This window comes from Lentilactobacillus hilgardii (assembly GCF_009832765.1).
In the GTDB taxonomy this organism is placed as follows: domain Bacteria; phylum Bacillota; class Bacilli; order Lactobacillales; family Lactobacillaceae; genus Lentilactobacillus; species Lentilactobacillus hilgardii.
This window is the reverse complement of record NZ_CP047121.1, coordinates 1,736,786-1,758,703: the sequence shown is the minus strand read 5'-3', so window position 1 is coordinate 1,758,703 and position 21,918 is coordinate 1,736,786. Positions and strand designations below refer to the sequence as shown.

Annotated in this window: 22 protein-coding genes; 20 read left to right on the top strand and 2 right to left on the bottom strand. The window is 39.3% G+C overall.

Features of this window, described 5'->3' with window-relative positions; genetic code table 11:
• Positions 1-125 precede the first annotated feature (125 nt).
• Positions 126-656, top strand: coding sequence for a nitroreductase family protein (locus tag GQR93_RS08195; RefSeq protein ID WP_003554219.1), 531 nt, complete (start codon positions 126-128; stop codon positions 654-656).
• A gap of 170 nt (positions 657-826) precedes the next feature.
• Here the strand turns inward: GQR93_RS08195 and rpmB are convergent, their stop codons facing one another.
• A complete protein-coding gene (rpmB, locus tag GQR93_RS08190) occupies positions 827-1,012 on the bottom strand; it encodes a 50S ribosomal protein L28 (protein ID WP_003554214.1) in 186 nt (61 codons plus the stop codon).
• A 226-nt stretch (positions 1,013-1,238) separates the two neighbouring features.
• On the opposite strand from rpmB, the gene GQR93_RS08185 reads away from it, so the two are divergent.
• The 19 genes from GQR93_RS08185 to GQR93_RS08095 all read left to right on the top strand — a co-directional run bounded on the left by GQR93_RS08185 (position 1,239) and on the right by GQR93_RS08095 (position 21,090).
• A complete protein-coding gene (locus GQR93_RS08185; RefSeq protein ID WP_003554212.1) occupies positions 1,239-1,604 on the top strand; it encodes an Asp23/Gls24 family envelope stress response protein in 366 nt (121 codons plus the stop codon).
• A gap of 32 nt (positions 1,605-1,636) precedes the next feature.
• Positions 1,637-3,352, top strand: a complete 1,716-nt coding sequence (locus GQR93_RS08180; protein WP_159298741.1) for a DAK2 domain-containing protein — start codon at positions 1,637-1,639, stop codon at positions 3,350-3,352.
• Positions 3,353-3,514: 162 nt separating this feature from the next.
• On the top strand, positions 3,515-5,545 hold the full coding sequence (recG, locus tag GQR93_RS08175; RefSeq protein ID WP_035444842.1) for an ATP-dependent DNA helicase RecG: 2,031 nt from the start codon (positions 3,515-3,517) through the stop codon (positions 5,543-5,545).
• A gap of 12 nt (positions 5,546-5,557) precedes the next feature.
• Positions 5,558-6,601, top strand: a complete 1,044-nt coding sequence (gene plsX / locus GQR93_RS08170; protein WP_003554206.1) for a phosphate acyltransferase PlsX — start codon at positions 5,558-5,560, stop codon at positions 6,599-6,601.
• 48 nt (positions 6,602-6,649) lie between these two features.
• Complete coding sequence (gene acpP, locus GQR93_RS08165; RefSeq protein WP_187117475.1) at positions 6,650-6,895, top strand: acyl carrier protein; 246 nt, start codon at positions 6,650-6,652, stop codon at positions 6,893-6,895.
• 59 nt (positions 6,896-6,954) lie between these two features.
• Positions 6,955-7,665, top strand: a complete 711-nt coding sequence (gene rnc, locus GQR93_RS08160) for a ribonuclease III (RefSeq protein WP_003554203.1) — start codon at positions 6,955-6,957, stop codon at positions 7,663-7,665.
• Positions 7,666-7,679: 14 nt separating this feature from the next.
• The gene (gene smc, locus GQR93_RS08155; protein ID WP_003554201.1) at positions 7,680-11,231 is read left to right on the top strand and encodes a chromosome segregation protein SMC; all 3,552 of its coding nucleotides are present in this window, start codon (positions 7,680-7,682) and stop codon (positions 11,229-11,231) included.
• Positions 11,232-12,683 (top strand): signal recognition particle-docking protein FtsY, encoded by a 1,452-nt coding sequence (gene ftsY, locus GQR93_RS08150; RefSeq protein WP_003554200.1) that lies wholly within the window; start codon positions 11,232-11,234, stop codon positions 12,681-12,683. It abuts the gene before it with no gap.
• Positions 12,684-12,819: 136 nt separating this feature from the next.
• A complete protein-coding gene (locus GQR93_RS08145) occupies positions 12,820-13,167 on the top strand; it encodes a putative DNA-binding protein (RefSeq protein ID WP_003554197.1) in 348 nt (115 codons plus the stop codon).
• A gap of 13 nt (positions 13,168-13,180) precedes the next feature.
• The gene (ffh, locus tag GQR93_RS08140) at positions 13,181-14,617 is read left to right on the top strand and encodes a signal recognition particle protein (protein ID WP_003554195.1); all 1,437 of its coding nucleotides are present in this window, start codon (positions 13,181-13,183) and stop codon (positions 14,615-14,617) included.
• Between the two features lie 107 nt (positions 14,618-14,724).
• Positions 14,725-15,000, top strand: coding sequence for a 30S ribosomal protein S16 (gene rpsP, locus GQR93_RS08135; protein ID WP_003554193.1), 276 nt, complete (start codon positions 14,725-14,727; stop codon positions 14,998-15,000).
• Positions 15,001-15,017: 17 nt separating this feature from the next.
• A complete protein-coding gene (locus GQR93_RS08130) occupies positions 15,018-15,266 on the top strand; it encodes a KH domain-containing protein (protein WP_003554190.1) in 249 nt (82 codons plus the stop codon).
• A gap of 65 nt (positions 15,267-15,331) precedes the next feature.
• Complete coding sequence (rimM, locus tag GQR93_RS08125; RefSeq protein WP_003554189.1) at positions 15,332-15,856, top strand: ribosome maturation factor RimM; 525 nt, start codon at positions 15,332-15,334, stop codon at positions 15,854-15,856.
• Entirely contained in the window at positions 15,846-16,631 is a 786-nt protein-coding gene (gene trmD / locus GQR93_RS08120) for a tRNA (guanosine(37)-N1)-methyltransferase TrmD (protein WP_003554186.1), read from the top strand. Before rimM ends, trmD begins: the two co-directional genes overlap by 11 nt.
• 92 nt (positions 16,632-16,723) lie before the next feature.
• Entirely contained in the window at positions 16,724-17,086 is a 363-nt protein-coding gene (gene rplS / locus GQR93_RS08115; RefSeq protein ID WP_003554184.1) for a 50S ribosomal protein L19, read from the top strand.
• A gap of 136 nt (positions 17,087-17,222) precedes the next feature.
• Positions 17,223-18,218 carry a tyrosine recombinase XerC gene (gene xerC / locus GQR93_RS08110; RefSeq protein ID WP_003554183.1) on the top strand — a complete coding sequence of 332 codons (996 nt, stop codon included), beginning with the start codon at positions 17,223-17,225 and terminating at the stop codon, positions 18,216-18,218.
• 11 nt (positions 18,219-18,229) lie between these two features.
• Positions 18,230-18,772 carry an ATP-dependent protease subunit HslV gene (gene hslV / locus GQR93_RS08105; protein ID WP_035444769.1) on the top strand — a complete coding sequence of 181 codons (543 nt, stop codon included), beginning with the start codon at positions 18,230-18,232 and terminating at the stop codon, positions 18,770-18,772.
• A complete protein-coding gene (gene hslU / locus GQR93_RS08100) occupies positions 18,750-20,195 on the top strand; it encodes an ATP-dependent protease ATPase subunit HslU (RefSeq protein WP_003554179.1) in 1,446 nt (481 codons plus the stop codon). Before hslV ends, hslU begins: the two co-directional genes overlap by 23 nt.
• A 22-nt stretch (positions 20,196-20,217) precedes the next feature.
• Positions 20,218-21,090, top strand: a complete 873-nt coding sequence (locus tag GQR93_RS08095; protein WP_003554177.1) for an aldose 1-epimerase family protein — start codon at positions 20,218-20,220, stop codon at positions 21,088-21,090.
• A gap of 170 nt (positions 21,091-21,260) precedes the next feature.
• On the opposite strand, the gene plsY is transcribed toward GQR93_RS08095, so the two are convergent.
• Positions 21,261-21,887, bottom strand: coding sequence for a glycerol-3-phosphate 1-O-acyltransferase PlsY (plsY, locus tag GQR93_RS08090; RefSeq protein ID WP_187117460.1), 627 nt, complete (start codon positions 21,885-21,887; stop codon positions 21,261-21,263).
• Positions 21,888-21,918 lie beyond the last annotated feature (31 nt).

The window sequence follows — 21,918 nt, the reverse complement described above, 5'->3', positions numbered from 1 at the left end:
TTTTAATGGTGATAATTCCACCGATTCAATACATGTTACAATGAGGACGTTGGAAACGGTTTCTAACTTACAGTCAGTACTGTGTTTTTTATTTATATATAAGAAGCAGGGAAGGAAGTTTTATTTTGAAGACAATTGATGCCATTATTAATCGAAAATCCGTTCGAACTTACACCGGAGAAATGATTTCAGATAATGATCTAAATCAAATCTTGATAACAGCGTACGCATCTCCGGTTTCAATGGGAAAATATGACAGTTTATCGCTGACGGTGATTACTAGTCAAGATTGGCTTCAACGCTTGGATCAAAACGCACAGCAAATTTTTAATGTCAGTCAGTCAATGCTTTATGGTGCACCACTATTTATTATAGCATCAACGAAACTTCAAGGAACACCAGCAGATAATGCAGCCTATTCAAATGCGGCGACTATCATTGAGAATATGAATATTGAGGCTGTGGCACTCGGGATTGGCGCATGTCATATTTGGGGCGTCATTACGGCCTTGAATCAAAACAAAACGCTTATGAAAGAAATGAAGTTGCCTGAGGGCCAAATACCAGTTGCAGGTCTGGTCTTGGGAAAAACAAATGAAAAATATGAACAGCGTCATATTCCGATGGATCGAATCAAGACGCAAACGCTTGATTAGCATTTCAAGTTTAAGTCGGTATTATAAATTGGTGTGTCGCAGAGTTGTTATGAATAAAGTCATTGTAAAGTGCAACAGAGGCTCAAAAAATCCGGAAAACCAGTTTATTCGGTTTTCCGGATTCCTTATTTTTCCACAAAAAAAGACCGATAAAATCGATCTTTTTTTAACTAAACGCGAGTCACTTTACCCGATTTAAGTGTACGGGCAGAGATCCAAACTTTTTTTGGTTTGCCATCAACAAGGATCCGAACTTTTTGCAAGTTTGGCTTCCAGCTGCGACGGCTTGAGTTCAAGGCGTGTGAACGTTTGTTACCAAAGTGAGTACGTTTGCCACTGATAAAATCTTTAGCCATGGGGTAACAAATCTCCCTTCTATAAGAATTCTAGTGCTGAATTTCTGAATCATTACACTTGAATAATTTATCATAGTTGCCTTGATATTGCAACACTTTTCTTTCAAGTAATTATACTTGACACGGCTTTTAATCTTAATGGTGCTTACTTTGGTTTTACTCGGGATTGTGGTAATATTAATTATCGTTAATATGTTGATAGACTAATTTAAGGAGGCTGTTACACATGGCCGTCAAAATAAAAACAAAGTTTGGTACAGTGGATATTGACAATGATGTCATTGCTAACGTTGTTGGCGGTGCTGCTACTGACAATTATGGTGTCGTTGGCATGGCAAGCCGTAATCAAATTCGTGATAATATGAATGATATTTTGAATAGGGAAAACTATTTCAAAGGTGTCGAGGTTAAACAGCATAACAACGAAATCGTCATCAATGTTTATATTATTGTCGCCTATGGCAATAAGATTTCTGAGGTGGCCAAAGCCGTTCAGGCAAAGGTTAAATATGATTTACAAAGCATGCTTGGTGTAACCGCTAATTCGGTCAATGTAATTGTTCAGGGTGTTCAAGTAGCAAACGAAGACTAAAATTACGACAATTGACCAAGGAGGAAAAGTAGTTGAAAGTAACGGAAATTACCAACACCGAATTTACGGCGATGGTTCAAGCTGCATCTAATAAATTAAATAAAAATACTGATTTTATAAATTCTTTAAACGTTTTCCCGGTTCCCGATGGGGATACTGGGACAAATATGAGCTTGTCGCTGGCAAGCGGTTATAAGTATGTTAATAAGGACGTTAGTACAAGTGTTGGCAGTCTTTGCTCATCTTTGGCGAAAGGGTTGCTAATGGGTGCCAGAGGGAATTCCGGTGTGATTCTTTCTCAAATCTTTAGAGGATTTTCAAAATCAACTGAAAATAAGGAAACATTAAGCGCTCAGGATCTGGCTGACGCCTTTGTATCTGGTACCGAAACGGCTTACAAGTCAGTTATGAAGCCGACAGAAGGAACAATCTTAACGGTTATTAGAATGGCAGCACAAGCCGGTAAAAAAACAGCTGCAACCACAAATGATATTGTAGCTGTAATGGATGCTGTTTACGAAAATTCAAAAATCGCGTTAAAAAAGACACCGGATCTTTTGCCTGTCCTTAAACAGGTGGGTGTCGTTGATTCTGGCGGTCAGGGGCTCATGTTTGTCTTGGAAGCTTTTGACGACGTGCTAAACGGCCGTATAGACGCTGAAAAGGGTGAATATCAGCCAACGGATGCGGAAATGACAGAAATGATTGATGCAGCCCATCACCAAAGTGTTCAAAGCAAGCTGGATCCTGATGATATTGTTTATGGTTATTGTACGCAAATAATGGTTCGAATTGGAAAAGGTAAAGAAGTTGATCGCAAATTTGATTATCAAACCTTTTATGATTATCTTGCCAAATTAGGCGACTCATTATTGGTTGTGAATGATGAGGAAATCGTTAAGGTTCACGTTCACACCGAGCATCCAGGTAAGGTCCTTGCCTGGGGTCAGGAGTTTGGCGATTTAGCAACTGTTAAAGTTGATAACATGCGTTTGCAGCAAGAAACAATTATCGAAAATGATGATGAAAAGGATATACCTTCACCGATTCAAAAGGCAGAAAGTATTGACGCCAAAGCAGACCAACCGGTTTCCGATACTGCTATTATCTCAATTTCTTCCGGTAAGGGACTTAATGACTTATTTAAGAGCCTGGGTGTCAATTACATTGTTAATGGTGGACAAACAATGAATCCCAGCACTGCTGATATTGTGAATGCCATTCAAGAGACGCATGCAAAACAGGTTATTGTGTTGCCTAACAATAAAAATATTTTCTTAGCTGCTGAACAGGCCGCTGAGGTTGTTGATATACCAACGGTTATTGTTCATTCTAAAACAATTTCCCAGGGAATTACGGCAATGCTGGGCTTTAACCCGGAAAATGCGCTGGATGAGAATCAAAAGGCAATGGAAGATAATTTACCAACGGTTAAATCCGGACAAGTCACAACGGCAATCCGTGATTCTAATATTGATGGTCTTGAAATTAAAAAAGATCAGTATATTGGTATTGCAGATGGAAAAATTGTAACAGTCGATGATGATTTGATTAAAACAGCCGTTTCAATGGTCGGCAAGATGTTGGACGATGATAGTGAAGCAATTACAATCATTTGGGGAGATAACGCCAATGAAAGACTTGCTGATAAAGTCCAAGCCGGGATCATTCAGTTGGATGACGAACTCGAAGTTGAAGTTCATGAAGGCGATCAGCCGGTTTATCCGTTTTTAATTTCTGTAGAATAGTATAAGCAGTGAAGAGAGGCTGGGACAAAAGTTATGATACTTTGGTTCCCAACCTCTTTCTGCCGTCATTAAGGGACTTGTCTTCTAAGGACTTTTGGCCTTTTAAACTCGTAGATTTTGGATAATGACCAAGATATTTTTAAAACGAAAGGAACGGTCAATTTGACTAGTTTAAACGATTCGGTGGCCGTACTAAAGGGAGTAGGCACTAAGCGTTTGGTTGCACTCAATAAGCTGGGAATTAATACGATTAATGACTTGCTGACGTACTTCCCTCGCCGATACGATGATTTATCAATTAAAGATCTCTCAAATGCCATTGATGGTCAAAAAGTAACGGTAAAGGGAATGGTCATTGCGCCGCCAACCCTTACCTATTTTGGGCGCAAAAAAAGTCGTTTGGTCTTTCGTCTGAAAATCAATGACAATATCTACACGGTTTCTTTTTTTAATCAGCCATGGTTGAAAAAGGAAGTCAACCCAAATGATGAGATCATTGTATTCGGGACTTATAATCGATCCAGAAATCAAATTCAAGGTATGAAAATTTTAACTGATCAGAGTTCCAATTCATTCGATTCAATTTATCCGGCAAATAAAGAGGTTAAACAAGCCACAATTAAATCGTTAATTAAGATGGCATATGATATGTATCACACTCAATTAACAAACGTGATTCCGGATCAATTAAGAGCAAAATACCGATTAGAATCTTTTCCGGATACAATTCGAAATATCCATTTTCCAGAATCACCCCAAGCTGCACAGCGTGCTTTCAGAACCGCAAAATTTATGGAATTTTTCTTATTTGCATTGAAAGTGCAAATTTTAAAAGAATCTCATCGAAAAACGGATCCACACGCACAAATTCATTATCAACAGAGTTTGTTAGAAAAGTTTCAAAAAAGTTTACCATTTGATTTAACACCGGCACAACAAAAAGTTGTCCGTGAAATTTTGGCCGACTTAAACCGTCCAATTCAGATGAATCGACTGCTTCAAGGGGATGTGGGAAGCGGCAAAACGGTTGTTGCTGCGATGGCTATTTTAGCAACAATCAGTGCCCATAAGCAGGCTGCAATTATGGCACCTACCGAAATCCTAGCAGAACAGCATGCAAATAATTTTGCAAAAATGTTTGATGGTTTAGATGTCAATATTGCATTATTAACCGGAGATACTTCAGCGGCGGCTCGACGAGCAATGCTGCCAAGCATTCAAAGCGGTGAGGTGGATCTGATAGTTGGGACTCACGCCTTATTTCAAAATGACGTGCAATATGACAATTTGGGGTTGGCAGTGATTGATGAACAACATCGATTTGGTGTTAATCAAAGACAGGCACTTCGTCAAAAGGGAACCAGTACCAATATGTTGGCAATGACTGCAACACCAATTCCCAGGACGCTTGCGATTACGATGTATGGTGATATGGACGTTTCAATTATTAATCAGCTTCCCTCCGGTAGAAAGCCGATTAAAACAACATGGATAACATCGGCAAAGACCAATAGTGCGATTCGGTTTGTTAAAAAGCAACTAGACAATGGCAATCAAGTATATGTTGTGACACCGCTTATTGAAGAATCGGAAGCTGTTGATATGAAAAACGCGGTGGCCATTTTTGAGCGCTTTAAAACAATATTTGAACCACAATTTAAGGTTGGGCTGTTGCATGGCCAAATGTCCAATCAGGAAAAAGATGACACAATGGTCAGCTTTAAAAATAATCAATTTCAAGTATTGGTTGCAACAACGGTAATCGAGGTTGGGGTTGATGTTGCAAATGCAAACACGATGTTAATTTTTGATGCTGATCATTTTGGCCTTGCTCAACTGCATCAACTTCGTGGAAGAGTTGGCCGTGGTTCAACCCAATCCTATTGTGTCTTAATTGCTGATCCTAAAAATGAGCTTGGCAAGGAAAGAATGAAAGCTGTTGCCAGTAGCACTAATGGTTTTTTTCTATCCCAAAAGGATCTGGAACTAAGAGGGCAAGGGGATATTACCGGAGCAAAACAGTCGGGAATGCCCGATTTTAAAGTTGCCGACCCTGTTGGCGATTTAAATATTTTGACAGTTGCTAATCAGGAAGCGCAAAATATTACGGCTGAAAAGCATTGGAAAAACAAGCCAGAGAATGTACAATTAGCAAAGTATTTGCAATTTAATCAAACTATTAATTATGACTAAGGAGATTCAAAAATGAAAATTGCCGTTGATGCAATGGGTGGAGATTATGCGCCCAAAGAGATTGTTGAGGGCATCGAGCTTGCCAGAGATGCCTATCCCGATATTGAGTTTCTTTTATTTGGGTTAACTGATCAAATCCAAAAATACTTAAAGGATGATACCAGAATCGAGATCAAACAGGCTGACGAGGTCATCGAAATGGGTGATGAACCGGTTAAGGCTGTTAGGACCAAAAAACAATCCAGCATGGTTTTAGCAGCAACTGCTGTTAAAGAGGGGCAGGCGGATGCGTTTTTCTCGGCCGGTAATACCGGGGCAATTTTAGCATCCGGCCTGTTTATTATTGGTCGAATTAAGGGCATTGATCGTCCTGGGCTCGCAACGACGCTCCCGGTTATTACGAAGGATGATCAAAAAAACTTTGTGATGCTTGACGTTGGTGCCAATGCGGATACAAAGGTCTTGAATATGTATCAGTATGCTTTAATGGGTAAGTATTATGCTTCAAACGTTATGAAGGTTAACAATCCGCGTGTTGGCTTGTTAAATAATGGTACTGAGGCTGACAAAGGAGATATGGATCATCGAAAAGTGCATGATCTTTTAGCCGATGACTCTGATATTCACTTTATTGGGAATGTTGAATCTCGTGAATTACTAAATGGCGCAGCTGACATTGTTGTTACGGATGGTTTTACGGGCAATGCTGTTCTTAAAAGTATCGAAGGTACGGCTTTATCAATGCTTCATTTGATTAAAGGGAGTATCATGTCTGGGGGCATGACATCAAAACTGGGTGCGGCCATGCTAAAAGGGACCTTTGGCCAAATTGCCAAATCAATGGATTATTCTCAATATGGCGGTGCTGTTTTAATGGGTGTCAAAGCGCCGGTTGTAAAAACACATGGTAGTAGCAAAGCACCGACTGTTAAGAATACAATTGGTCAAATTAAGCAAATGATTGATTCAAAAATGATTTCTGATCTAAACAATTATTTAAACAGTCATACCGATCAGCTTCAGGAGATTAAAGAGACTATTAAAAACAGTAAATAGTTTGATATAATAGTTTTTGAATTAATAAATTGGAATAGGTGTAATATGATGGATAAAAATGAAGTATTTAATAAAATTGCAGACTTAGTCGCGGATCAATTCGATATTGATCGTGAAAAAATTACCGGCAGTTTGAACTTTCGTAAGGATTTAGATGCTGACTCAATTGATTTTGTTGAATTCGTTCTTGATCTTGAAGATACATTTAACGCAGAGATTTCTGACGACGATGCAGAAAAGCTAAATACAATTGACGAAGCTGTTGATTATGTTATGAGTCATCAAAAAGATTAACTTTTGATGGTCGAAATTGTTGATGTAACGAATTTGCACATTAATTTGGAGGCAATTATTTGATACCAGGATTAAATGAGATGTTAAAGCAGGACTTTAATATTCATATTGATGATCAGGATTTACTTGATGAGGCTTTTACACAGGCATCATATGTCAATGAACATCGTGATCAGCATCTAAAGTTTTATGAGCGACTGGAGTTTTTAGGCGATGCCGTTCTACAGTTGATTGTGTCAGAATATATTTTCAAACGCTATCCTAAACTTCCTCAGGGTCGGTTAACGAGATTGCGAGCTGCAATGGTTAATGAGCAGAGTTTCAGTACGTTTGCCAGGGAATGCCACTTTAATAAGTATATCCGGTTGGGGAAAGGTGAAGAGAAGGCCGGCGCCCGTGACCGCGATTCGCTCTTATGTGATATTTTCGAATCATTTGTGGGCGCACTCTATCTGGATCAAGGCAAAACGGTTGTCGAGGGCTTTGTTCAACAAGTGATCTTTCCCAAGTTGGATGAAGGGATGTTTGCTAAATTCTTTGATCATAAGACTGAACTGCAGGAGTTGGCTCAAGCCGATGGCCCAGTTGATATTGATTATGAATTGGTTGATGAGTACGGCCCTGATAATGATCGACTCTTTAAAGTTAATGTCGCAATTGACGATAAATTATTAGGGGTCGGTATTGGCCATTCTAAGAAGGATGCGGAACAACGAGCTGCCCAAGAAGCTTTAAAACATTTTAGTAAACGGGAAGATAATTTAGTTTAGATTGGAGAAACATCGTGCAACTTAAATCCATTGAAATTATTGGCTTTAAATCATTCGCCGAAAAAACAAAAATATCTTTTCCGAATGGAATGACTGGAATCGTTGGCCCTAATGGAAGTGGAAAGAGTAATATAGCCGAAGCTATTCGTTGGGTACTGGGGGAGCAGTCTGCCAAAAATTTGCGGGGGTCCCGGATGCCTGATGTTATTTTTTCCGGTTCGGCTGATCGACGGTCGCTTAATATGGCGGCCGTTACCTTACTATTGGATAATTCTGACCATTATCTTGACTCACCATATTCAGAAATCAAGGTTTCACGAAAATTATTTCGTAATGGGGACAGTTCTTATTTTATTAATGAAAAGCAATGTCGCTTGAAAGACATTGCCAGTCTCTTTATGGACACTGGAATTGGCCAAGGCAGTTTATCAATTATTTCTCAAGGGAATGTTGAAGAAATTTTTAATAGTAAACCGGTCGACCGTCGTTCAATTATTGAAAACGTTGCGGGTGTCTATAAGTATAAGCGCCAGAAATCGACGGCGCAGGCTGAGATTGTCCAGACAAGTGATAATCTGGATCGGGTTAATGATATTATTCATGAACTGAAGGTCCGTTTAAAACCTTTGGAAGAGCAAAGCAGTCAAGCAACTGATTATTTAGATCAAAAAAAACGCCTTGACGAGTTGGAAAAAGAACAATTAATAATGAACGCTAAAGGTCAGATCCTTCAAGAACAAGTATTGGCTCAAAAAGTGAGTGGATCACAGCAAGTTGTGAAACGGCTCACGGCTCAGGTTCACCAAAAAGAGCAACAGCGTGATAAGCTGAAAAAAACATTGAATTCTGGACGCCAACGGGTTGATAAACTCAATACGACGTTGGTATCAATTGCAACACGTATTGAGTCTTTGAAAAGTAAACAACAATTGTCTTCTCAGGAAAGTAGTTTTAAGAATGCAGATATGAAGCGAGTTTCAAATCAACTTGGGACCATTGATCAGCAACTTTCAGAATTAGAAAAGAAATTGGCCCGATCGTCTAAATTGGTCAATCAGACACAGGTCGCGTTAACGGTTAATAGAAGTAACTTGCGAAAAGTTCAACAGGCTGCTGACGAAAACAGTGTTCCCGTTATTGAAGAAAAAATTAAGAAGGGACATAGTCGATACTTTGACCTTTTACAGCAACAGAGTGATTTAAAAAATCAAATCTTAATGAATCAAAAAGATGCACAGCGATTTAATGAACAAACCGGCGCTCAGCAACAGCGGATTGGACGTGCTAACAGCGACTTAGAAAATCTTGAAAGTCAAATCCGAGATAAGGATGAAGCCTATCAGGGATCGGTGAAAAAGTTGCAAAATGAGCAGCAAAAATTAACCGACTTAAAACGATTGTTGAAACAAAAGACTGATCTTGTCAATGACACGCAGTCAAACTGGTTGTCCGCTTTAAAAATTGCTGAACAGGCTAAAGCTAAAGTTAATTCATTGAAGAATTTGCATGACTCCTACAGGGCTTTTTATCGGGGAACAGCTAACCTGCTTAGACATCGATCGGCTCTTGAGGGTATCTATGGGCCGGTTTCAGATTATGTCAAGGTAAATGATCGGTTCGTAAAAGCGATTGAAACTGCACTTGGCAGTCAGGCACAACATATCATTGTTCGTGATAATACAAGTGCATCGGCGGCAATTAAATTTATGACCAAGAATCGATATGGCCGTGTCACATTATTGCCGGTTTCAACAATCAAATCCAGATTTTTAAATGCCGGCATAGTTTCGTCAGCAAAACAAGTTTCCGGATATGTTGGGATTGCTTCCAATCTAGTTTCCGTGCCGGAAGAATTCCAAGCGATTCTTGACTTCCTTTTGGGGACAACCCTGATTGCTGAAACGTTGGATGATGCCGTTCAGCTGTCTCAACAAATCAATCATAGAACGCGTATTGTTTCTTTGGATGGTCAGATTGTTAATGCTGGTGGGTCACTAACCGGAGGCGCAAATAGATCAGAGGGGCAAGGCGTTCTTGTTCAAAAAAGTGAGCTTGAGAAGCTTGAAGTTTCAACCAAAGAGATGTCAGTCAAGTTGACTGACAAAGAACATCAACTGCAAATTGCTAAACAAGAGCTGCAGAAAATTCAGGCTTCCTTTGATCGCGGCAGACAATTGGTGTTTCAATCAGGTCAGATGGTTGATGCACAAAAATCAGCGCTAGATTCTTTAAGAGCTTCCAAAACCAGTCAAAAACGGGAACTTGATGCGTTAAAGCTATCTTTGCATAACGTTAAACAGCAGAACCAAGATTCTTCAGATCAAAACCTGGCTTTAAAAAAATCACAATTGGACCAAGAAATTACACAAGTGGCATCTGCCATAGAAAAGAACCAGTCACTACTTAGTGATGTAAAGAAAAACGCTGAAAGTTTTGAAAAACAAAAGCAATCATTACATGACCAAATTGTCATTTCGAAAGAACAGTTGCAGCATTATCAAGACGATCAAAAAAGACTCTCAAGTCAGTTTGATCAATTGAAAAATCAACGTCAGGATTTGGAGACACAATTAAAAAATCTTCAAGCTGATCTTGCTGAGCAAATCGACCCCGAAGAGATTACAAAATTAATTAAAGAAAGCTCTGACAAACAAGGGGCATTAACAACTTCTTTGAAAACACAAAAGGAGTTGGTTGATCGGTCAGATAAACAATACGATCAATTACAAAATGACATTCGAAATCAACAAATGAATTTGAATAATGCCACATATGAATTGAAAAATAATCGGGAGGATTTTCAAAATCTTCAAAAATCATTGGATGGCTCACTTAATCAGCTATCTCATGATTTCGGGATCCTCAAATCAGATTTAAGTCACACCGAATGGCATTGGGATCTGGAAACGATTTCTCGACAAATAAAATTATTGAGAACGGGTATTAATGAGATTGGCCCCGTCAATATTTCAGCTATTCAGGAATTTCAAGATGTTTCCGATCGTTATGACTTTTTATTGAAACAACAGCAGGATTTAACAGATGCCAAAAATCATCTGACGTCTACTATGGGTGAAATGGACACAACAATTTCCAAAAAATTCCAAACAACCTTTGACAAAGTAGCAAAGTCTTTTTCAAAGGTTTTTGTTGAGATGTTCGGTGGCGGTGAAGCAAAATTAGTCCTAACGGATCCTGATAATATGCTGACAACAGGCATTGAAATAATGGTTAAACCACCTGGTAAGAATTATCGGAGCTTGAGCCTACTTTCGGGTGGGGAAAAGGCATTAACGGCAATCACGCTGCTTTTTGCAATTATTAAGGTGTCACCTGTGCCCTTCTGCATTTTAGACGAGGCAGAGGCTGCTCTGGATCCCTTTAATGCGGATAGATTTGCTAGGTATTTGAAAAAATTTGGCGATGAGACCCAATTCATTGTTATTACCCACCGAAAGGAAACAATGATTTATGCTGATACGCTTTATGGCATTACCATGCAAGAATCAGGCGTTTCAAAAGTTGTAAGTGTTAATTTGGATAATTTAAAAACAGAGGTGAGTTAAATGGGCTTATTTGATATCTTTAGACGTCGTTCGAAGAAGAATAAGGACGAAGAAAAAGAAAAAAAGGAACAGGAAACCAGATCTGTTCAGGATCAGCAACAAGCTACCGAAGAATCCAAATCTGTTGAACAGGAAGTTAAACAGGAATCATCTCACCAGAATGAGCCGGAAAGTGCTGCTAAAAGTAAGAATGAGGACTCAATGGCTGACGAAACCAAGGATTCAAGTGCTTCATTTTCAAAAGACTCACAGAACACCGAGAAGACAACGCCAGTTGCTCAAGCATCGACTCCAGACGTGTCAGAAGCTGTTGAACCCGAGGCAAAGCCAACTACTGAGCCCTCGAAAAGCAATGTGCATGATGAGGATAAGAAACCAGAAGAGCCTCGGGATACAGGCGTTACTGACAAAGCACAGACAATCGACGAAGAACCGGATTCTGATGTAGATGGCCATTCTAAAGTACCAGAAGCTCCCGAGACAGCAGGTATGGATTCTGAGGCCGCATCAGAAAGTGGGGCAACTCAATCATATGAGAAGGGATTAGCTAAGTCCCGCTCATCATTTGGTCAAAAGCTCAATGCGTTATTGGCTAATTTTAGACACGTGGATGAATCTTTCTTTGATGATCTTGAAGATATGTTAATTGAGTCTGATGTCGGTTTTGAAACATCTATGAAGATTGCGGACGACTTGCGCGAAGAGGTTAAGCTTCAGAATGCAAAGAAGCCTAAAGATGTTCAAAATGTTATTGTGAAAAAGCTGATTGATATGTATGATCAGGCTGGAAATGGTGAAAATCCCGCCATCAATTTGGCTAAGAGCGGACCAACTGTTATTTTAATGGTCGGTGTCAATGGTGTTGGTAAAACGACAACGATTGGCAAAATGGCTAAGATGTATAAAGATCAGGGGAAGAAAGTTGTGCTTGCAGCAGCAGATACGTTTAGAGCGGGTGCGATTGAACAATTAAATGTTTGGGCTCAACGAGATGGCGTTGATATTGTAAAAAGTAAGCCCAAAAGTGATCCATCGTCAGTTGTTTTTGACGCTGTAAAAAAGGCTCGTGATGAACACTATGATATTTTAATGGTCGATACAGCTGGTCGGCTGCAAAATAAAGTCAACCTGATGAATGAGTTAAGCAAAATGAAGAAAATTTTGACACGAGAAATTCCCGAGGCACCACATGAGGTACTATTGGTGCTTGATGCAACTACTGGCCAAAACGCAATGACACAGGCAAAAATGTTTAAAGAAGCAACGGATGTGACGGGAATTGTATTAACCAAGCTGGATGGCACTGCTCGAGGTGGCATTGTTTTGGCAATTCGTTCCGAACTTCACTTACCGGTTAAGTACGTTGGACTTGGTGAAAAAGTGACTGACCTGAAGCCCTTTGATCCAAATGATTTTGTTTATGGGCTGTTCAAAGGATTAATTTCGGAATAGGGTTGTTAAATCCAGAGTTGACGGCATTTAAAAAAGTCGGTAATCTAAGTAAGTGTGTAAGCTAACTCAATGGCATATTAATTTATAGCTAAGGACCATTAGCTTTTGCAGATCACTTAATCAGAGGAGTTCAAGTATGGCTAATGAACTTGAAAAAACTAATTACATCAATTCGTTATTTGAATTTTACGAGCCTTTATTAACTAGAAAACAGGCAAATTATATTCAATTGTATTATGCTGATGATTTTTCGTTGGGTGAAATTGCTGAAGAGTATGAGATTAGCCGTCAGGCAGTGTACGATAATATTCGGCGATCGGAGAAAATATTGCAGCAGTATGAAGATAAATTAAATTTATATCATAGTTTTATTGAACGTAATGATAAATTGGATCAGATTCAAGCATATGCTGCAAAACACTATCCTCATGATGCCGAGTTAAATAAAATGATCAGTAGCTTAGAGACTACCGAAGAAGAATGAAAGTGGTGAAATAATGGCTTTTGAAGGACTAACTGAACGTTTACAAAACGCTATGAAAAAGCTCCGTGGCAAGGGCAAAGTTAGCGAAGCCGATCTTCGTGCAACCATGCGGGAAATTCGTTTGGCATTGCTTGAGGCCGATGTTAATTTCCAAGTTGTTCGAACGTTTGTTAAAACCGTTGAAGAACGTGCAAAAGGTGCCAAGGTTCTTGAAGGATTAAATCCATCTCAACAAATTGTTAAAATTGTTGACGAAGAGTTAACCAAGACAATGGGCCAGGAAGCCGTTCCTTTAAATAAATCCGAAAAAATTCCAACGGTGATCATGATGTCGGGGCTTCAAGGTGCCGGTAAAACGACGACAGTTGGTAAACTGGCGCTTAAATTAAAGAACGAGCAAAATGCCCGACCGTTATTAATTGCAGATGATGTTTACCGACCAGCAGCTATTGAACAATTACAAACGGTTGGTCAACAGGTGGATGTGCCGGTCTTTCAGCTTGGAACGGATGTTGATCCGGTTGAGATTGCCAAGCGAGGTCTTGAAAAGGCCAAGGAAGATCATAATGACTATGTGATTATTGATACTGCAGGTCGTCTTCAAATTGATGAAAAGTTGATGGACGAACTTAGTAACATAAAAAAGGCTGTTAATCCTGATGAAATCTTGCTGGTTATTGATGCAATGACTGGGCAAAATGCTGTTGCGACGGCAGAGGGATTCGATAAGACACTTGATGTTACTGGTGTTGTATTAACAAAATTAGATGGTGACACCCGTGGTGGTGCTGCGCTTTCAATCCGTGCGGTTACAGGTAAACCGATTAAATTTGTCGGTCAGGGGGAGAAAATGGAAGACTTGGATGTCTTTCACCCTGATCGGATGGCTTCTCGTATTTTGGGAATGGGTGATATGCTTTCCCTGATTGAGAAAACCCAGAAAGAATATGACCAAAAACAGGCCGAAGAATTATCTGAAAAGATTAAAGAAAATACATTTGATTTCAATGATTTTCTTGATCAGTTGGATCAGATTCAAAAGATGGGCCCCTTGGATGAAATTATGAAGATGATTCCGGGGATGGCTAATAATCCAGCCCTTCAAAACGTTAATATGAATCCAAAAGACATGGATCATTTAAAAGCAATTATCTATTCAATGACTGAACAGGAACGAACAGACCCAGATGTTATGAATCCGTCACGTAGACGGCGGATTTCTCGGGGATCTGGTCGGCCGATTCAAGAGGTCAATCGGATGATTAAGCAATTTGGTCAAATGAAGACGATGATGAATAAAGTTTCCAAGGGAAACATGTCTGGAATGGAAAATATGATGGGGCAGACCGGGATGGGCGGTAAGCTATCCAAGTTGGCAATGAAACAGTTTGGTCGGAAAATGAAAAAGAACAAAAAGAAGCGATTAAAAAAGAAACGTAAAAAGCATTAAAAACCAATATTTTAAAGAGTTTTAACGGTGTAAAGAAAAAAACCTTTACAAGCACTGAAAATACTGGTATATTATTAATCGTTAAATGATTATAGGAGGTAAAATGCATGTCAGTAAAGATTCGCTTAAAACGCATGGGTTCAAAGAAACGTCCTTACTACCGTATCGTAGTTGCAGATTCACGTAGCCCTCGTGACGGTCGTTTCATCGAAAATGTTGGTACTTACAGCCCATTAACTCAACCAGCTAAGGTTACTCTTGAAGAGGAATCAATCATGAACTGGTTAAACAATGGTGCTCAACCATCTGATACTGTTCGTAACTTATTATCAGATGCAGGTATCATGAAGAAATATCACGACGCTAAATACTCAAAAAAGTAAGTGAGTGATTTGTCATCATGGTTAGTGTTGATAGATTAATTAAAAAGATTGTTTCACCGTTAGTCGATTATCCTGACGAAATTCAAATTTCGCATAATGAGTCTGATCGTTTTATGGAATATCATCTTCAGTTAAACGAAGAGGATGTTGGACGAATCATTGGCAAACATGGTCACGTGATTCAGACTATTCGAACGGTTGTTTATAGTGTCCCAGTTAATGGGCCTAAAAAAGCTCGTTTAATCGTTGACGATGAAAAACAGTAAAGTGGTTCTTAAGCGAAACGAATGTTTTGTTTGAGAGCTTTTTTATTATTTGGATGGAGGATTAAATGGACTACTATAACGTTGGAAAAATTGTTAACACACAGGGACTCAAGGGTGAAGTAAGAGTGATCGCAATTACCGATTTTCCAGAAAAAAGATTTAAAAAAGGGAACACGATTTTTGCCCAAACCGAAAAGTCCAAGGCCTTAATTTCGTTAGAAATAGATGGCGTCCGAAAACATAAAGGCTTTGTGCTTTTACATTTTAAAGGTTACCCGACAATTAATGATGTTGAATTTTTAAAACCATCGACACTTTTGATTGGCGCAACCAGTCTCTCAGATGATGATTTAAAACCGGGTGAATATTATTATCACCAAATTATTGGACTGGATGTTTATGAAGGAGATAATTTGATTGGCCAGATAAAAGAAATCTTATCTCCCGGAGCCAATGATGTCTGGGTCGTTCAACGGAAAGCAAAAAAAGATTTATTACTGCCTAAAATTGATTCCGTTGTTAAAGAGGTCGATCTTAAAAATCACAAAATTAATGTAGAGATTCCGGAGGGCTTGGACGATGCGAATTGATGTGTTAAGTTTGTTTCCGGAAATGTTTGCGGTGCCTATGCACGATTCGATTATTGGAAGGGCTATCGAGAATCAAACAATTGATTTAGAAGTCACAAATTTTCGTGAGTTTACGGAAGATAAGCATAGACATGTTGACGATTATCCATTTGGTGGCGGAGCAGGGATGCTTTTGCAGGCACAACCAATTATTGATGCGTATGATCATACAAAAGTCGTGTCACAAAAAGCTGGTTATCCAGCCGGAAAAGTGATTTTAATGGATCCAGCTGGAAAAACATTTACACAACAAGATGCCGAAAAGCTTTCTTCAGATGAACATCTAACATTTGTTTGCGGTCATTATGAGGGCTATGATGAAAGAATTCGATCAATTATTACAGATGAATATTCTCTTGGAGATTTTGTTTTAACTGGTGGCGAGTTGCCTGCGATGGTGATGATTGACGCAATTACGCGACTTATTCCGGGCGTTTTGGGTAATAATCAGTCAAAGGTTGAAGAATCATTTTCTACGGGATTGTTGGAAGAGCCACAATATACTCGTCCAGCAGATTTTCGCGGAATGAAAGTACCTGAAGTATTAATGAATGGTGATCATAAGAAAATTGCTTTATGGAATCAGAAAGAAGCGCTTCGACGGACCTATCTGCGAAGACCGGATTTAATTGATCATCGAAAATTATCCAGTATTCAAAAGAAATTATTTGCGGATGTTCGTATTGAAGAAGAGGAAAAGCAGGCTGACAAGAAAAAGCCCTTTACAGAGGACTGAACTTTGTGTTAAACTTTCCTTTGGCGTGAGCCGCAAAACAACATTCCGCTGTCAAACAAGATAATGAATGTTAGTGAAAGGAAGATTTGTTTATGCGACAAAATAAATTGATCGATATGATCAACGAAAAGCAACTACGTAATGATATGCCAGATTTCCGTGCAGGAGATACTGTTCGTGTCCACGTTAAGGTTGTTGAAGGTAACAGAGAACGTATCCAGTTATTTGAAGGCGTTGTTATTAAACGCAAGGGTTCAGGCATTCAAGCTACATACACCGTTCGTAAAGTAAGTAACGGTGTTGGTGTTGAACGTATCTTCCCACTTCATTCACCACGAGTTGATAAACTAGAAGTTATCAGACACGGTCGTGTACGTCGTGCTAAACTTTACTACTTGCGTGCATTGCAAGGTAAAGCTGCTCGTATTAAGGCATCTGTTCGCCCACGTGGCTAATCACAAAAAGCAAACCGTATCCCAAGTGGATGCGGTTTTTTGTGTTGAAAGAGCATGTTGCCGAACAAATGTTTGAGATTTTTTAAATATTAACCATATTTGACTGTTTACTAAGAAATTTAATTGGTAATTTGATATGATAAAAAGGGTCGATACCTTGTCAAAGAGAATTGTTTTTTGCTGGAAAGTCGGTGTTAAAATGGATGATCGAAAAAATATGGATTGGTTTTTAAAATATCTCCGAAGTGAACGGCACTATTCTGAGGACACAGTTCAGGCTTATCAAAATGATTTGACTGAATTTCTTAAATTCTTAAATGAAACTTCCAAGGATCATACGTCTTTGATAAAGATTGATTCTCTTGATGTTGAGTCCTACTTAACAGGGCTTTATGATAAGAAGTATGCGCGCAATAGTATTGCCCAGAAGGTGTCTGCGTTACGTTCCTTTTACAGTTTTTTAATTAAAAACGAGGTTATCAAAAATAATCCTTTCGAGTACGTTCATTTAAAAAATCAAAATCGCCGTTTACCGCGATTTTTTTATCCTACCGAAATGCAAGCGCTCTTTTCTGCGGCAAAAAAAGGGGAACGTAAACTTGCTTTTCGCAATTCCGCTATTTTAGAAGTGTTTTATTCAACGGGAATCCGAGTCAGCGAGGGTGTCACGATTCAGTTGAAGGATATTGACTTGGAAAACCAACTGATTTTAGTGACTGGGAAAGGTCGCAAACAACGATATTTGCCGTTTGGGAAACCAGCTAAACAGGCAGTTGAAAATTACCTTAAAGAATCACGGGAACCATTGATGACCAAATATCATCAAAAGCACGATTATCTCTTTATTAATCATTTCGGAAAACCGTTGACTTCCAGAGGAATTGAGTATATTTTAGATGGAATTATCAAGCAGAGTAGTTTGACCACTAATATTCATCCGCATATGTTACGACATACATTTGCAACGGAAATGTTAAATAACGGTGCCGACATGCGTTCGGTGCAGGAACTCCTTGGTCACAGCAGTTTGTCAACGACGCAAATATATACGCATGTGACCAAGTCTCACTTGATGAATGATTACCAGAAATATTTTCCAAGAAACAATCAATCTTTAAAACCAAAAAAATGAAGGAGCTTATTATGCCAATAAAATTTGAAGCAACAACAATTGTAGCAGTTCGTCATAGTGGCCATCTAGCAATGGCCGGCGATGGTCAGGTCACGATGGGAGAAAAGGTCATTATGAAAGGAACTGCCCATAAAGTTCGTCGGATATACGGAGGTAAGGTTGTGGTCGGATTTGCCGGAAGTGTAGCAGATGCGTTTAATCTTGAAGAACGATTTGAGAAGAAGTTAAGTCAGTATGATGGCGACTTAAAGCGTTCCGCAGTTGAACTTGCCCAAGATTGGCGGGGCGATCAGCAATTGCAAAAACTTGAGGCTTTGCTCATTGTAATGAATGATAAAGATTTACTATTGGTATCCGGACAAGGTGAAGTCATTGAACCCGATGATGACATTCTTGCTATTGGATCTGGTGGCAACTTTGCACTGGCGGCTGCAACTGCTATGAAGCACCACGCGCAAAGCATGAGTGCCAGAGAAATTGCCGAAGCTGCCATTCACATTGCTGGAAATATTGACATTTTTACAAATCAAAATGTCATTTCTGAAGAAATATAGAGGAGAGATTCAATTGACAGAGTCCACACAAACCCCAAAGGAAATCGTTGAAGTTTTAGATCAGTACATTGTTGGCCAGAATGAAGCTAAAAAGGCAGTTGCGGTTGCTTTGCGTAATCGATACCGTCGAATGCAGCTTTCAAAATCCATGCAGGATGAGATTTCACCGAAAAACCTTTTGATGATCGGACCGACCGGTGTTGGTAAAACTGAAATTGCCCGGCGACTTGCAAAAATAGTCAAGGCACCCTTTGTTAAAGTTGAAGCTACAAAGTTTACCGAGGTTGGCTATGTCGGCGGTGATGTTGAATCAATGGTCCGTGACCTAGTTGAAAATGCCGTTTTACTTGAGCGAAATGATGAATATAAAGATGTGCGTACCGATGCAGAAAAGCAGGCTAATAATCAATTGGTTAAACTCTTGGTACCAACTCAAAAGAAAAAGAACCGTCAAAACGACATGCAGAATTTAATGAACATGTTTACGCAAATGCAAAATGGTCAGATGCCTTCTGAAAATGATGATCAAGAAGAAGTTACTGATGATATCCGAGAAAAGCGGATGTCTGTTTCTGATAAATTGCGTGCCGGCCTTTTAGAAAATGAAGAAGTTGAAATTGAGATGGATGATCCTTCACAACAAGCTTCCGGACAAAATTCAATGATGAATCAGATGGGGATAGATTTAAATGATACGCTCTCTGGTTTAATGCCAAAGAAAAAGATTAAAAGGACTGTTCCAGTGAGTGAAGCGCGTGAAATTTTGATTCGTCAAGCTTCAGAAGACCTTGTCAATAAGGCTGACTTATACCATAATGCGATTATTCGTGCCGAAAATACGGGTATCATCTTTATTGACGAAATTGATAAAATTGCCCCCGGTAAGGCTCAAAATTCAGGCGAGGTATCTCGTGAAGGGGTTCAAAGAGACATTTTACCAATTGTTGAGGGATCACAAGTCAATACAAAGTACGGTCCGGTCAACACGGATCATATGCTTTTCATTGGTTCGGGTGCTTTTGCGGAAAGCAAACCGTCAGATTTGATTCCCGAATTACAAGGTCGCTTTCCAATTCGGGTAGAATTGGATGATTTAAGCAAAGATGATTTTGTCAAGATTTTGACAGAACCAACTAACTCGCTCACCAAACAATATATTGCGCTGATCGGAACGGATAATATTAAAGTTACCTTCACAATTGAAGCTATCAATCGCATTGCCGAGATTGCGACTGAAGTTAATCACAATACTGATAATATTGGTGCTCGTCGACTACACACGATCCTTGAAAAACTGCTTGAGGATATTTTATATGAGGGCCCCGATATGCAGATGGGTGATATTACAATTACGGAAAAGTATGTGGATGATAAGGTTGGCAAGCTTGCTGGTAACAAGGATCTTTCACGTTACATTCTTTAAAAATTGTTGATGGAGGTAAAAAATGATAACCCTTAAGAATCAGTATTTGACGGTTCTTGTTAATGAATTTGGTGCGGAATTAACCAGTGTAAAGGCTGAAGATGGTTCAGAGTACGTTTGGCAGGCTGATCCGACATATTGGAAACGGCATGCACCCGTTCTTTTTCCGATTGTTGGCCGACTAAAAGATAATCAGTATTCATACCAGGGCAACACCTATGAGATGACACAACATGGTTTTGCACGCGATAATCAGTTTCAGATCGAAGATCACCAAGAGACATCGGTAACACTTTTGTTAACTGAAAATGCCGAGACACTTACCAAGTATCCTTTTAAATTTCAATTACGCGTTCGTTTTGAACTCAAAGATCACGAATTAGGTGTCCGTTTTTCTGTGAAAAACTCAAGTGATAAGTCGATGCTGTTTTCACTAGGCGCTCATCCCGGCTTTAATGTCCCATTCGCCGGTGAAGGAGGATTTAACGATTACTTTATACGGGTTGCCCCAAAGAAGGCTTATCAACGAATTCCGTTGAAGCCCCCTTATAGTGATCCTAACGACCTTCAAGAGCTGGATTTTACCAAGCCTTTAGCACTCAATCACGATCTTTTTGATAGTGATGCCTTGGTTCTTGATTTAAAAGGACAGCAAACGACGCTAATGCTTGCTAACACCCACAATGATCACGGTATTGCTTTATCGTTAAAGGATGCCCCTTATGTTGGTGTTTGGTCACCCTATCCGAAACAGGCACCGTTTATTTGTATCGAACCCTGGTGGGGACTTGCAGACACTGTAGATGCTGACGGTAAGCTTGAAGATAAGTTTGCGATTAATCGGTTATCTGGGGAGCAACAGTTTGATGCTGGATACCAAATCAGTTTCTTCTAAAATTGTGATTGATTAAATAAAAATCAAAAAAGCGAGCAATTCAGTAGTGAATCGCTCGCTTTTCATTGGCTTATCCAGTCAAAAATGTTAAAAATCTGTTTCTCAGCGTTGTTTCATCAATAAACAGTATGATAGAATCAAACTTACTTTGCGAAAACAAGTGTCCATTTTTAATGACGATTTCGGAGAATGTGACCAAGGCCAAAGGGAACCATATTTTCAGTACCGTTTATGATTCGTTTGATATTAGCTCGGTGTCGATAAAAAATGAACACGGTTAAAACGGCTGCTAATATAAATAAGTACGTGTCATGAATAAAAAATATGGCAATTGTCACACAAGGAAACGCAATGATACTTGCTAAACTGACCATACTTGTTAGGAGAATGACCAAAATCCAAATCCCAGCAGCCAAGAAGAAGAAAGACGGTTTATAGGCAAGTAACATGCCTGCACTTGTTGCAACTGCTTTCCCGCCTTTGAATTTGTCAAAAATCGAGAAGGTATGCCCCAGAATGGCGGCTAACCCAAATAAAAGCGGATTGAAAGTTGTGTTGTTAAAAAATACAGGTAATAGTGTTGCAACTGCACCTTTTGAGATATCCATTGCCATGACGATGGATCCTGCAATTGGTCCCAAAACCCGGTAGGTATTGGTTGTTCCAATATTTCCAGAACCATGTCTTCTGATATCGATATGGAAAAAAAGCTTCCCAATCCATACACCACTAGGAATAGATCCTAGTAAATAAGCAGTAACTAACATTAGTATTATTTCTTCAGTATTAGAATCCATTTTAAACCCCACTACAGTCATGTTTTGTTAA

Excerpts from the sequence above, each read along its gene's own strand:
- trmD (WP_003554186.1), top strand. The coding sequence starts at position 15,846 with ATGCGAATTGATGTGTTAAGTTTGTTTCCGGAAATGTTTGCGGTGCCT.
- plsX (WP_003554206.1), top strand. The coding sequence starts at position 5,558 with ATGAAAATTGCCGTTGATGCAATGGGTGGAGATTATGCGCCCAAAGAG.
- xerC (WP_003554183.1), top strand. The coding sequence starts at position 17,223 with ATGATAAAAAGGGTCGATACCTTGTCAAAGAGAATTGTTTTTTGCTGG.
- ftsY (WP_003554200.1), top strand. The coding sequence starts at position 11,232 with ATGGGCTTATTTGATATCTTTAGACGTCGTTCGAAGAAGAATAAGGAC.
- GQR93_RS08095 (WP_003554177.1), top strand. The coding sequence starts at position 20,218 with ATGATAACCCTTAAGAATCAGTATTTGACGGTTCTTGTTAATGAATTT.
- GQR93_RS08185 (WP_003554212.1), top strand. The coding sequence starts at position 1,239 with ATGGCCGTCAAAATAAAAACAAAGTTTGGTACAGTGGATATTGACAAT.
- rpmB (WP_003554214.1), bottom strand. The coding sequence starts at position 1,012 with ATGGCTAAAGATTTTATCAGTGGCAAACGTACTCACTTTGGTAACAAA.
- GQR93_RS08130 (WP_003554190.1), top strand. The coding sequence starts at position 15,018 with ATGGTTAGTGTTGATAGATTAATTAAAAAGATTGTTTCACCGTTAGTC.
- rimM (WP_003554189.1), top strand. The coding sequence starts at position 15,332 with ATGGACTACTATAACGTTGGAAAAATTGTTAACACACAGGGACTCAAG.
- GQR93_RS08145 (WP_003554197.1), top strand. The coding sequence starts at position 12,820 with ATGGCTAATGAACTTGAAAAAACTAATTACATCAATTCGTTATTTGAA.
- rplS (WP_003554184.1), top strand. The coding sequence starts at position 16,724 with ATGCGACAAAATAAATTGATCGATATGATCAACGAAAAGCAACTACGT.
- hslV (WP_035444769.1), top strand. The coding sequence starts at position 18,230 with ATGCCAATAAAATTTGAAGCAACAACAATTGTAGCAGTTCGTCATAGT.
- rpsP (WP_003554193.1), top strand. The coding sequence starts at position 14,725 with ATGTCAGTAAAGATTCGCTTAAAACGCATGGGTTCAAAGAAACGTCCT.
- hslU (WP_003554179.1), top strand. The coding sequence starts at position 18,750 with ATGTCATTTCTGAAGAAATATAGAGGAGAGATTCAATTGACAGAGTCC.
- ffh (WP_003554195.1), top strand. The coding sequence starts at position 13,181 with ATGGCTTTTGAAGGACTAACTGAACGTTTACAAAACGCTATGAAAAAG.
- acpP (WP_187117475.1), top strand. The coding sequence starts at position 6,650 with ATGGATAAAAATGAAGTATTTAATAAAATTGCAGACTTAGTCGCGGAT.
- plsY (WP_187117460.1), bottom strand. The coding sequence starts at position 21,887 with ATGGATTCTAATACTGAAGAAATAATACTAATGTTAGTTACTGCTTAT.